The following is a 12264-nucleotide window of genomic DNA, read 5'->3' as shown; positions in this document are numbered from 1 at the left end:
ATAAAAATCGGGCAATCATGAAGAGAATAAGAAGAAAGGCGTGAGGAATTGAAAATGTTTATGAATTTAAAGCGAATTTGGCAGAAATCATGGAGGAGTGTAAGGGTTACGACAGGAAAGCGGAAGCCGATCTTCCACTTTTCCTGTCGGTTTTTTAGCGCCGAGGGTCTGCGCTGTTAACAACCGCTATCAGACCGGCAGCGCCTGAGTCTGTTCGCTCTCTTCAATCAGCATCAGTCCGGCACGCAGCCCGGCGGCCACGTTAGGGTTAGGGAACAGCACATACTCCCGCGCCTGCTGCACGTAATAGCGGGTGCTACCATCTTCCGCCAGCAACGTCCCCTGTGGAAACGCGGTAAAGTTCAGCGTTTCCGGCGACATATGCAGCGTAAAGTGCTCACTCAGTCGGGTGATCTGCTGCGCGACCCGATAGTGACGCGGTCTAACCGCCGCCGCAGGCAGCGCTTCGCCATAGAGTAAAGACGCCAGCGCCTGCTGTGCCGCACTGAACTGACTGAGATCGTTTTCGCCAAACGGCAGCGCTTTGCCCAGCTCCAGGGTACAGCTGGCCGCACCGAAGTGCTCGCAGCTGAAGTGGGTAAAGGTGCCGCCCGGCGAGCGATGGAACACCAGCGCTTCCAGCCCGGCAGCGGCCAGCCAGTCAAGAAACGCGGGCGGCCAGGGGCGTTCATTGTGCGGCATCACGCCAAACTGAGGATGATAAGAGCCACGAATTGCGGTGTGCATGTCGAGGTGCCAGCGCGTTTCATCGCACTCGCCCAGCTGCCAGAAGGTCTCCAGCGTCTGCTCCAGCCGCAGCACGCGGCGGGCCTCATCACCATCATCAATCTGCTGCCAGCGTCCGCCAAACAGCCGGTTAATGTCATAACGCACATAGCGCTTACCGGTGCGTAGCGCTGAGGGATTACCCAGAATCACCAGCATGCGCTGCTGTAACGGCTTTTCGCCCCGCAGCAGCGGATTAACCAGCTGGTTCACCATTTCTACCGGGGCCGTTTCATTGCCGTGGATCCCGGCAGAGAGCACCAGCGCCTGTTTAACCGGCACCGTCGGCTCCATCAACAGTATGCCGTGATACAACCATTGCCAGCGAAGATGCGCCGTTTCACCACTACGCTTACGCGGCACCTCGCCGGAGAGCGTTTGCTGTAAAAAGTCCTGCATCGTTCCTCCTTTTCGCCCTGAGCAGGCGGCAGACTGTGCTGCCCCCTCCTTCACTGCTGAAATGCATATACATTTCCTAAGTCTAGCAGCTTCGTGAGTTCATCCAGCGCGTCGCGTCCCTCACGCAGCAATTGTGGGTCGACCAGATCGGCCTGGGTCAGGCAATCGCGGTAATGACGGTCAACCCAGTTATTCAGCGTGCTGAAGAGCCGATCGTTCATCAGCACCGCCGGATTCACTGCCTGCTGCTCCTGTGGTGTCAGCACCACCCGCAAACGCAGGCAGGCTGGACCACCCCCGTTATACATGCTTTCGCGCAGATCAAACACCTTCAGGGCTTTGAGTGGCGTGTCAGCCTCAACCTGTTCACACAGGTAGCGCCAGACACCCGGATGCTGACGTGACTCCTCCGGCAGCACCAGCATCATGGTGCCGTCGGGACGGCTCAGCAACTGACTGTTAAACAGATAGGTCTCCACCGCATCTTTCACTGACACCCGATTTTCCGGCACTTCCAGTGCCACAAAACCGGGAACGCGCGACCGAAGCTGCGCCAGCAGTTCAGGCTGATTAACAAAGGCGTGCTGGTGACAGAAGAGCATCTGCTGGTTACTTACCGCAATCACATCGTTATGAAACACGCCCTGATCGATCACCGCAGGATTCTGCTGCGCATACAGCACGCTTTCCGGTGAGAGCTGATGCAGACGGGCGACCGCCTCGCTGGCTTCCCGGGTCTGACGTGCCGGATAGCGCTGCGGGGCTTTGCCCTCATGGCTGCTGTCGCGGCCATAGACAAACAGCTGCACGCCGCGCTCACCATAGGCGCCGCCCAGTCGGTTATGGTTCGCCGCCCCTTCATCGCCAAACATCGCCACCTGCGGCAAGGCATCATGCACCGCAAAATGGCGATCGTCGCGGAAGATGGAACGCAGCAGCCAGGCCGTTTCCGGCGCTTCTATCGCACGGTGGAATTTGTTGTTAAGGTTCGCCACCGTCAGGTGAACCCGGCCATCAAGGCTGTCCGCTGACGGCGAGACCGTGGCAGCATTGGCGACCCACATCGCCGAGGCTGAACTGACGGCGGAGAGTAATCCCGGCGCAGTTTTCCCGGTCGCAGCCAGCACCTGCTCATCGCTGCCACCAAAGCCGAGCTGGCGCAGCGCCGCAATATTGGGCCGCTCATGCGGCGGGATCACCCCCTGAACGTAGCCCATATCGGCCAGCGCTTTCATCTTGAGCAACCCCTGCTTTGCCGCCAGACGGGGATTCGACGGCTGCAGCTGATTGCGGGTCGAGGCTTCGTTGCCAAACGACAGCCCGGCATAGTGGTGTGTTAACCCCACCAGCCCATCAAAGTTGGCCTCGGTTGCCTTCATGACGTCGTCTCCTGGGTGGAGAAATCGAGGCCCGGCGACAGCGTGGCGGGCAGCGTCAGGTCAGGCGTCTCCAGCGAAGCCATCGGCCAGGCGCAGTAGTCCGCCGCATACCAGGCGCTGGCGCGATGGTTGCCCGAGGCACCAATGCCGCCAAACGGTGCGGTACTGGCTGCGCCGGTCAGCGGTTTGTTCCAGTTGACGATACCGGCACGCGCTTCAAGCAGCAGCTGATCAAACTGCTGGCGTGAAGGCGAGATCAATCCGCACGACAGGCCATAACGGGTCTGGTTAGCCAGCGCTATCGCCTCTTCAAATGTCTCATAGCGGACTACGCCTAACAGCGGACCAAAGACCTCTTCATCCGGAATGCCCTGCACGCCGGTTAAATCGATAATACCTGGCGTCAGGATGGCACTGTGGCGATCCGGCCAGCGCATCGCCAGCAGCACCTCGCCGCCCGCCTCAACCCGCCGTTGCCACTCACCCATAATCTTCTCTGCCGCGCCGGTGGAGATCACGCTGCCAATAAACGGCTGCGGTTCAGCATTCCAGGCAGCGGGTTGCAGTCGCCCCGCCACCTCCACCAGCCGCCGCAGAAACGCATCCCCTGCATCGCCGCGTTTGACCAGCAGACGCCGCGCGCAGGTGCAGCGCTGACCGGCGGTTATAAAGGCTGACTGCAACGTGATGTTGACAGCCGCATCAGTGTCCGCCGGATCTTCAACAATCAGGGCATTGTTACCGCCCATCTCCAGCGCCAGCATCTTTTCAGGCTGACCGGCAAACTGGCGATGCAGCTGATAGCCGGTATGGGCGCTGCCGGTAAATAGCAGGCCATCAATCTGCTGACAGTTGGCCAGCGCCTGACCAGTCTCACGTCCGCCCTGTAACAGTGCCAGCACGCCGGCAGGCAGGCCCGCAGCCAGCCAGAGCTCAACGGTTTTTTCGGCGGTCAGCGGCGTCAGTTCGCTGGGTTTAAATACCACACAGTTGCCCGCCAGCAGCGCCGGAACAATATGGCCGTTTGGCAGATGTCCCGGGAAGTTATAGGGACCAAACACGGCCAGCACCCCATGCGGGCGGTGGCGCAGGGAGCTTTCGCCTTCATGCTGTTCACCGGTGCGGCTATGGTATGCCTTCACCGAAAAGCCGATTTTGTTGATCATCGCGCCCACTTCGGTCAGCGCTTCCCAGCGCGGCTTGCCGGTTTCACGGGCGATAGTTTCCGCCAGCGCCGTTTTATGCGCCTCAAGCCCGGCGGCAAATTTCTCAACGATCGCCTGCCGTTCCGCCAGCGGGCGTCTGGCCCAGGCTGGAAATGCGTCGCGCGCCGCCTCACAGGCTGCGGTGACCTGAGCGGCTGAGGCCGCTTGGCCCTGCCATAACGTCTCGCCGCTGACCGGATCCGCTTTCGTCAGAATCTCAGCGTCACCGTCCAGCCATTGTCCATTTATCAGATGTGTCATGCTGTTTTCTCCTCTTTGCAGAGCGTCACCACGCGCAGGCTGTCGCCCGGCTGGCAATGGAGCGCCTGCATCTGTTCATCCGTGAGTTGCACGCTGTCGCTGTCAGCCTTTGCCGGAATCAGCGCCACACGGAACTGGCGATAATCGCTATTGGCAACCAGACAGAGCGGGCCATCAGCCGGGTTTTCGCCCCGTTCTGCGCTGCGCAGACGGCTTTTACGCACCGCACGGATATGATCGATGTCGCACTCCAGTGTCGGGCCGCCATCAAAAATGTCGACATAATTGAGGTAGCGGAAGCCCTCTGCTTCCAGTACCGCCCGCGCAGGCGCGGTTTGCGGATGGACCTGTCCAATCACCGCCTGCGCTTCCGGTGTCAGGTAGTCGATGTAGAGCGGATGTTTCGGCATCAGTTCAGCGATAAATGATTTCTGTCCGGTGCCACTAAGGAAGTCCGCTTTGCTGAATTCCATAGAGAAGAAGCGGCTGCCAACGCTCTCCCAGAACGGCGAATGGCCCTGCTCATCGCTGACGCCACGCATCTCGGCCACCACCCGGTTGGTGAAACGTTCACGGAAACTGGCCATAAACAGGAAGCGTGACTTCGACAGCAGATAGCCGTTTTTGCCATCACGGTAATCGGGATCGAGAAACAGCGTGCAGAGCTCACTGCTGCCGGTATGGTCGTTACTCAGCGACAGGGTAGGCAGCGCGGCATAAACATTCAGCTCTTTTGAGGCGTGCACCTGGGTACCGACGCGAAAGTTGTACCAGGGATCCTGCAGACCCACCGCCACCTCAATGGCGCAGATACCGACGGCGCGGTTATCTTCGCTGTCGGCCAGCACAAAGACATAGCCCTGTTCGGCACGTGGCAGAGAATCCTCCCAGGTCTGCAGCGATCGATCGATACGCGCCTGTAGCGTCGCGCTATCAACCGGCAGCGAGGTCAGCCCGCCACCGGTTTTGCCCGCCAGCGCCATCAGCTGGCTTAAGTCATCGCGTTCAACCGGACGGATTACCATCATGATGTTGACCCTCGCACCAGGCTTTCGCACACTTCGGCAAAGCGGGCCATGCCCAGCTTCACTTCCTGCTCACTGATATTCAGCGCCGGGGCAAAACGCACCACATTGGCACCCGCAATCAGCACCATGACGCCCATTTCCGCGGCGGCAAGGTTGATCGCTTTGGCTTTACCGGCAAAATCGTCGGTGAGCACCGCGCCAATCAGCAGGCCAAGACCGCGCACTTCTTTAAACAGGTGCAGACGCTGGTTGATCTCATCCAGTGCCGCCACAATCCACTGGTGACGTTCTGTTACACCCGCCATCAGTTCAGGCTGGTTGATCAGTTCCATGACTTTACCTGCCACTGCGCCCGCCAGCGGATTGCCGCCATAGGTGGTGCCGTGGGTGCCAACGCCCATCACCAGCGCCAGATCTTCGCGCGTCAGCATCGCACCAATCGGGAAGCCGCCGCCCAGCGCTTTGGCGCTGGTGAGCACATCCGGCGTGACGCCATAATGCATGTAGGCATAAAGCGAACCGGTACGGCCAACGCCACTCTGCACTTCATCAAAAATCAGCAAAGCCTGATGCTTATCACAGAGCTCACGCAATCCACGCAGAAACGCCGGATCGGCAGGCAGCACGCCACCTTCACCCTGAATCGGTTCAACAATGACTGCGCAGGTATGGTCATTAATCAGTTCAGCCGCCGCCGCCAGATCGTTAAACGGGGCATGCTGGATCTCTGGCGGCAGCGGCGCAAAATCTTTTGAGTAAGCGGGCTGACCCCCGGCGGTTACCGTAAACAGGGTGCGGCCATGAAATGCATTCTTAAACGCCACGATTCCACTTTTATGCGGACCCACACGATCATGTGCCACCTTGCGCGCCAGTTTCAGCGCCGCTTCGTTCGCCTCCGCCCCGGAGTTACAGAAGAACACCCGGTCAGCGAAGGTGGCATCGATCAACTGCTTCGCCAGCCGCAGGATCGGTTCGTTGGTGTAGCCATTACCGGTGTGCCATAAACGTGCGGCCTGTTCCTGCAGCGCCTGTTGTAATGCCGGATGCGCATGCCCTAACGCATTGACGGCAATGCCACCGGCGAAGTCGATATAATCTTTGCCGTTTTGATCCCAGACGGTGGAGCCTTCCGCGCGAATCGGTATAAAAGTCGCAGGCGCATAAACCGGCATCATCCATTGATCGAAATCGTGACGTGAAACGTGCAGTGCCATAACCCACTCTCCTGCTTTACTTTACCGGCCGGGTAAAGCTTATGTTTTAAAATTGTTAAAAGATGTTGTAGTGCAGCCCTACTGTAGAGTGCAGTTAACGTGCCAGCCAGAGAATTAATGCATAAAATGGTCTTCACGACGTAATATCAATGAGTTAGATGTTGACAATATTCACTTAATTTGCATATATAGTGAATAGTTGTCTGATTGCAGCGCCAGAACCGGGTTTTAAACAGCAGAATTATGCATTCACGGGATGAAATATCGCTTTTGTGATCGCTGATAAATTATCTCTCCAGAAAAGCCCCTCCACTGCCCTGTTTTAGCGCAGTTTGCCTCGCGCTGGTGCAGCGATTACGCGGGGAACTCGCCCGGAAATGTCAGAACACCCTGGCTTTATTTAACAAAAGTTTTTCATTTCCCCCTGCAGACACATTAATCTGCGTATCTTTATCAGGCTATTTTATAAACAGGATGATCAATATTTAATCAGCAACTCTGACTATTATTCCGGAGGTGATTATCGGGCCAGAAAGAATATTCTATAAAGATGAACAAATATTAATACGCAGACTAATGGTTAGGATAAAAGCCTTATAAGGCTATTCTTAGCGGATAATCACCCATAATTAAATCAGGGGTTATATTGATTTAAAAGTGTACAAAAAAAGCCCATTTAAGACCACTACATATAAACATAAACCATTGATAAATAGAGATATAACATCAGATAGCTCATGATTACTTATTAGAAGAAAATCTTATTACTTTACAATTTAATCTTCTGTTCCTCGCTGTTATCCATCAACTGAATATAGACATCACATTTTGTTACTTTTATTGCACTTTGTAGTTTTACCTTTTTGTGTCATTTTCTTTTCACCCCATATCAGGGGAATAATAATTAATGAATACAGGGTAATAATTAAATGATGAAGCGCACTTTACTGGCGGCTGTCATGCCGTTACTGATCGGTCTCTCCTCCGCGCAGGCCGCAGAAGTTTATAACAAGGATGGCAATAAGCTGGATCTGGTCGGCAAGATTAACGTGTCACACCTCTTTTCTGACGATAACAACAACGATGGTGATACCTCCTCTTATGCCCGCTTTGGCTTTAAAGGCGAGACAAAGATTACTGACCAGCTTACCGGCTACGGTTTCTGGCAGTATCAGTACAGTCTGCATAACTCCGAGGGCAGTGACGCCCAGGCCACCAACCGTACCCGTCTGGGCTATGCTGGCCTGAAGTTTGGCGAGGCAGGTTCGCTGGATTACGGACGTAACTACGGCCTGGTCTATGACGTGCTGAGTTATACCGATATGCTGCCGTTCTTCGGCGGCGACTCCGGTTATACCGACGCCTTTCTCTCTGGCCGCTCAACCGGTGTACTGACCTGGCGTAACAGCAATTTCTTTGGTCTGGTCGACGGCTTAAACCTTGCCGCGCAGTATCAGGGCAAAAACGATCGCAGCAGTAACATTGACGGCGTGCGTCGTTCCAACGGCGACGGCTTCGCCCTCTCCGCTTCCTATGACTTCGATTTCGGCCTGAGCTTTGCCGGCGCGTTTGCCAGCCTGGAACGCACAACGGCGCAGAATGCTGCCGCACGCGGAGAAGGCGAAAAAGCCCAGCACTGGGCGACCTCGGTGAAATATGATGCGAACCAGGTCTATCTGGCTGCCATGTACGGTGAAACTCTGAACGCCACGCCAATTACTGGCGGTTTCGCTAACAAAGCGCAGAACTTTGAAGCCGTGGCGCAGTATCAGTTCCTGAACGGCTTCCGTCCGTCCGTGGGTTACGTCTCATCCAAAGGCAAGGAAATTGAGAATATCGGCGATGCCGACATCATTAAATACACCGCCGTGGGTGCCACTTACTACTTCAACAAGAACATGTCGGTCTATGGTGAATACCGCATCAACCTGTTGAAAGATAACAATCCGCTTCGCCTGCCGACCGACGACATCACAGCCCTGGGTCTGATTTACCAGTTCTGATGTGACAGCGGGCCCGGCTCTGACCGCCGGGCCCGTTTATTGTTTTAATCCCGGCCACAGAGAGTGTTGCGCGCTTTCAGCCCAGCGACCTGACTAAGCTAACGGCCATCGCCTCTTCCTGCATCAATTCCTCCACGTTAGCGGACGCCAGCAACGTGGTGGCCTGCCCGGCAGGAACCGGACGGCTGAAGAGATATCCCTGACCATAATCACAGCCGCGCTTTCTCAGCCACCTCAGCGTGGCGACATCCTCAATGCCCTCAGCAGTAATGATCACATTAAGCCCCTGACAGAGTGCCAGCAGCGTTTCCACCACTTTTCGCTGCTCAGATCCGGTCACGATTCCGGCGATAAACGTCTGGTCAATTTTGATTTTGGTAATACCCAGCCCCAGCAAAACCGACAGGTTGGAGTAGCCGGTGCCAAAATCATCCAGCACCACTCCGATACCGGCCTCTTTCAGCAGACGGATCGCCTGGCGGGCATCGTCAGAAATGGCCATGACATTCTGTTCGGTGATTTCAAGTTCCAGCATTACCGGCCCGGCATGCTGCATAATGCTGGACAAACAGCTGGTCAGCGACGGTCTCAGCAACTGCTCCGGGGTAATGTTCAGCGACAGGCAGAGCCCGGCTGGCCATGCCCGGGTTGCACTGACAGCATCCTGCAGCAGCGCCACTGTCATGCTGTCCATCAACCCCAGCCGCTCCACCACTGGCAGAAACTCTGCAGGTGAAACCGTCTGACCAGATGCAGTGATCCAGCGCGCCAGTATCTCAAAGCCGGTAATGTTACCGGTGCGCAGTGAAACCAGCGGCTGCAGAAAGGGAACGATGGCATGTCCGCTAACGGCGGCAACAACCTCCTGCTCCAGCCTTTCCCGCTGGCGAAAGCGCAGCTCCATGTCCGGGGAGAATCGTGCCAGACAGGCGCACTTATCCTGCTTCGCCTCGTACAGCGCCAGATCCGCCGCCCGCACGACATCGGCCTGACCCGTGCAGGATGAGCTGGCGATGCCTGCTGAAAGGCTCAGGAAGGTGTGCGGACCGGTCCGGATGGATGCCGCATGCTGGCAGAAGCTTTCGGCGGCGGCCAGCGCCTGATCTGCCTGTGAAGCCTGGGCAACAATGGCAAATTCATCCCCACCGATGCGAAACACCTGACTCCCGGTACCCGCCGAAGCGATCAGCAGATTGGCCAGCGCGACCAGCGTGGCGTCGCCCTGACGATGACCGTTCAGGTCATTGATATTCTTAAAGTCATTGATGTCGAGCAGCGTCAGGGTGTAGGGCGTCCCGTCGGCATCAAGCGCAGCAATGTGTGCAGTGAACGATCGGCGGTTCATGACTCCCGTCAGCGCATCAGTTCCGGCCAGCCTGAGCGCATTTTTTTCCGCACGCAGCGTGTTGCGGATCAGACCCGCGATAAGCAGCGCCGGAATAATCATTGCCAGTCCGGCAAACGAGGTGGAGGTCAGGATAAACCGCAGCCGCTCACTGGTTTCAAAATCGGGATCATAGCTCAGGCCCAGCAGGCTGGAGATCCACGCCTCGAGCCCGAATTCCCACAGCGTGGAGAGTAAAATGATGGTCGCAATATTCAGCATTGCGAGCCAGAAAAGTTTCAGGCGCATGCGTTAGTTCCCGGTGATGGAAAGTGTCAGAGTTTTGTTTTAATTTTCAGTAAAAAACCGGGGCGTACTTCTCATACAATGTCTGCTAAGCTGCCGACAATTATCACCCCTCCGCTATTTTTACTCATCGCATTCGCACGTTCTCACCCGCCTTACGGCAGTGAGGCAGACGTTCTGCGGAGCCCGATGCGTGTCGGTTACGTCATCAATGTCGAATAGTGTTCTATCGGCAGCAGCAGCCAGATTAACAGGCCCGTCCGGTTAAATTTGTGCACTCCGGTGTTTTTAACCGGTTACGCTGCTGGCGTATCGCGCCGCTGAACAGCGCGAAAAGGCGCACACTCGCCAGACGATAAAAAGCGATTTATCAGCATATTGGCCGGGTTTTCGTTATCAATTCCGTTACGATTTTTGTGGCATAACGAGGTGGGTATACATGCAGTTTTTAATTTCCTTAAATTAAATAGCGAACAATTTAGTTAAACGTAACTCTCCAGAAGTTCTCTCGCCTGCCGATACCGGTTTACCCAATGAACTCTTTCGGAACGAGAGATGAAAATTTCAACGCGCCTTAGCGCAGGTTTTGGCTTGCTTATTCTGCTGTTTATTATCTGTACCGGCACCGCGATTCACGCGCTGGATAGCGCTCGCGATGGTATGGATGAGGTGGTTAATGTCCGTTTGAAAAAGTACCAGACGGTGCTGGATATGCGTGGTGGCGTGCGGGATATGGCAATCGCGGTGCGTAACCTTGCTCTGCTGACCGATCCCGTTGCCATGAAGCCAGAATGGGAACGTCTGCAAAAACAGCGCGCGCTTTATATCAGCAACCGCGAAGTACTCTCAGGCATGATGCAGACCGACCCCGGACAGGCAGGACGGGAGGCGATGAGCAGAATCGAGTCCACTGAAGAGGCCGCTCTCTCCACGCTGATGACCGCCGGGAAACTGGGGATGGAAAATCGTCAGCAGGAGGTCACCGACTATCTGTTAAAGGTGGCGCGTCCGGCTCAGCAAAGCCTGCTGAAGGCGATAAACGATCTGACGGAGCTTGAGATGCGCAGCAGCCGGGATGCGGTAGTGGATAACGGCATCGCTATCGCCCGCACCACCTGGATACTGATCATCCTGGCGGTGCTCTCCGTGCTGGCTGCCGTCGTCACCTGCGCGTTTATTGTGCGGATACTGATGCGCCAGCTGGGCGGCGAACCGGTGCAGGCTCAGACGCTGGCTGCTGCGATTGCCGCCGGTGATCTCACCTCGCCGGTCACGCTGCGCCGTGGCGACAGCACCAGCCTGCTTGCGTCGCTCAGCGGCATGCAGACCAACCTGCGCGAACTGGTTACGCAGATCAAAGGGGCATCCGCCTCGGTGGCGCTGGCGGCCGATGAGATTTCGCAGGGCAATACTGAGCTTTCATCCCGTACCGAGCAGCAGGCTGCTGCGTTGCAGGAAACGGCCGCCAGCATGGAGCAGCTCACCGCCACGGTAAAAAGCAACGCCGCGGGCGCGCAGCAGACTGCCGGTTCAGCGCGCGAGGCCGCCACCCTGGCCCAGGCGGGCGAAGCAGATGTCCAGCGCCTGTCAGAAACCATGCATGACATTTCGCTGAGTGCCGTTCGGGTACGCGATATTACGTCGGTGATTGAAGGCATTGCTTTCCAGACCAATATTCTGGCGCTCAACGCCGCCGTAGAAGCCGCGCGCGCTGGTGAAGAGGGCCGCGGATTTGCCGTGGTCGCGGGTGAAGTCCGCTCGCTGGCCCAGCGCAGCGCCACCGCAGCACGCGACATCAAGCAGCTGATTGAGCAGGCCGTGACGCAGGTCGAGGATGGCGTAACCGTAGCGGCCGGAACGGGTGAGCGCATCCTGAAGATTGTCAGCCGCGTCGGTGAACTGGCCGATGCTATGGACAACCTCTCCCTCTCCTCCGGTGAACAGATGCAGGGCATCTCCCAGGTCAGTATTGCGGTGAGTCAGATGGATGGCGTCACGCAGAATAACGCCGCGCTGGTGGAAGAGTCCTCTTCTGCATCGCAGTCACTGCTGGCCCAGGCGCGCGACCTGCGCGGCATGGTAGAGACCTTCACCGTATAAGCCGTATCGGCGGGCGGCTTCAGCCTGGGTTAAATGCTGAAATTGTCCTGCCGATCTTAGCTGCGTTGCACCCGGCGCACGTTGTGCGCAAGGGTTGCGACCGGTTATGTTGACTTCAATTTAATTTGACTCAATACTGTGCCGACTTTCAATCGGCGACGCAGCTAAAGGCTTTTTCTCCCGCTGCGATAGCGCTTAAAAGTCTGGTGTCTTACACCAGAAAGAGATGCTGCCGAAATCAACATCTCCCCGAGAT

At 56.5% G+C, this 12264-nt stretch carries 8 protein-coding genes; 2 read left to right on the top strand and 6 right to left on the bottom strand.

The features are described from left to right. Positions 1-189 precede the first annotated feature (189 nt). The 5 genes from astE to PAG01S_RS01920 are packed head-to-tail and all read right to left on the bottom strand — an operon-like array spanning position 190 to position 6275. On the bottom strand, positions 190-1185 hold the full coding sequence (gene astE, locus PAG01S_RS01940) for a succinylglutamate desuccinylase (RefSeq protein ID WP_010670016.1): 996 nt from the start codon (positions 1183-1185) through the stop codon (positions 190-192). Between the two features lie 50 nt (positions 1186-1235). Further along, a complete protein-coding gene (astB, locus tag PAG01S_RS01935; RefSeq protein ID WP_062757520.1) occupies positions 1236-2564 on the bottom strand; it encodes an N-succinylarginine dihydrolase in 1329 nt (442 codons plus the stop codon). Further along, the gene (astD, locus tag PAG01S_RS01930; protein WP_062757519.1) at positions 2561-4030 is read right to left on the bottom strand and encodes a succinylglutamate-semialdehyde dehydrogenase; all 1470 of its coding nucleotides are present in this window, start codon (positions 4028-4030) and stop codon (positions 2561-2563) included. The genes astB and astD overlap by 4 nt, the downstream gene beginning before the upstream one ends. Next, the gene (gene astA / locus PAG01S_RS01925; RefSeq protein WP_033757454.1) at positions 4027-5058 is read right to left on the bottom strand and encodes an arginine N-succinyltransferase; all 1032 of its coding nucleotides are present in this window, start codon (positions 5056-5058) and stop codon (positions 4027-4029) included. Before astA ends, astD begins: the two co-directional genes overlap by 4 nt. Beyond that, positions 5055-6275, bottom strand: a complete 1221-nt coding sequence (locus tag PAG01S_RS01920; RefSeq protein ID WP_062757518.1) for an aspartate aminotransferase family protein — start codon at positions 6273-6275, stop codon at positions 5055-5057. The genes astA and PAG01S_RS01920 overlap by 4 nt, the downstream gene beginning before the upstream one ends. 929 nt (positions 6276-7204) lie before the next feature. On the opposite strand from PAG01S_RS01920, the gene PAG01S_RS01915 reads away from it, so the two are divergent. Beyond that, positions 7205-8278 carry a porin gene (locus PAG01S_RS01915; protein WP_062757516.1) on the top strand — a complete coding sequence of 358 codons (1074 nt, stop codon included), beginning with the start codon at positions 7205-7207 and terminating at the stop codon, positions 8276-8278. A gap of 76 nt (positions 8279-8354) precedes the next feature. On the opposite strand, the gene PAG01S_RS01910 is transcribed toward PAG01S_RS01915, so the two are convergent. Then, positions 8355-9911, bottom strand: coding sequence for a putative bifunctional diguanylate cyclase/phosphodiesterase (locus PAG01S_RS01910; RefSeq protein ID WP_062757515.1), 1557 nt, complete (start codon positions 9909-9911; stop codon positions 8355-8357). 552 nt (positions 9912-10463) lie between these two features. Here PAG01S_RS01910 and PAG01S_RS01905 point away from each other — a divergent pair. Further along, positions 10464-12008 (top strand): methyl-accepting chemotaxis protein, encoded by a 1545-nt coding sequence (locus PAG01S_RS01905; protein ID WP_033771601.1) that lies wholly within the window; start codon positions 10464-10466, stop codon positions 12006-12008. Positions 12009-12264: the final 256 nt, after the last annotated feature.

It is taken from the genome of Pantoea agglomerans NBRC 102470 (genome assembly GCF_001598475.1).
Taxonomy (GTDB): domain Bacteria; phylum Pseudomonadota; class Gammaproteobacteria; order Enterobacterales; family Enterobacteriaceae; genus Pantoea; species Pantoea agglomerans.
Note: the sequence above shows the minus strand (reverse complement) of the source record. Positions and strands in the feature narration are given on the sequence as shown.

What these genes read in the sequence shown, in the direction of transcription:
- astE (WP_010670016.1), bottom strand. Translation starts at nt 1,185, where the DNA reads ATGCAGGACTTTTTACAGCAAACGCTCTCCGGCGAGGTGCCGCGTAAG.
- astB (WP_062757520.1), bottom strand. Translation starts at nt 2,564, where the DNA reads ATGAAGGCAACCGAGGCCAACTTTGATGGGCTGGTGGGGTTAACACAC.
- astD (WP_062757519.1), bottom strand. Translation starts at nt 4,030, where the DNA reads ATGACACATCTGATAAATGGACAATGGCTGGACGGTGACGCTGAGATT.
- astA (WP_033757454.1), bottom strand. Translation starts at nt 5,058, where the DNA reads ATGATGGTAATCCGTCCGGTTGAACGCGATGACTTAAGCCAGCTGATG.
- PAG01S_RS01920 (WP_062757518.1), bottom strand. Translation starts at nt 6,275, where the DNA reads ATGGCACTGCACGTTTCACGTCACGATTTCGATCAATGGATGATGCCG.
- PAG01S_RS01915 (WP_062757516.1), top strand. Translation starts at nt 7,205, where the DNA reads ATGATGAAGCGCACTTTACTGGCGGCTGTCATGCCGTTACTGATCGGT.
- PAG01S_RS01910 (WP_062757515.1), bottom strand. Translation starts at nt 9,911, where the DNA reads ATGCGCCTGAAACTTTTCTGGCTCGCAATGCTGAATATTGCGACCATC.
- PAG01S_RS01905 (WP_033771601.1), top strand. Translation starts at nt 10,464, where the DNA reads ATGAAAATTTCAACGCGCCTTAGCGCAGGTTTTGGCTTGCTTATTCTG.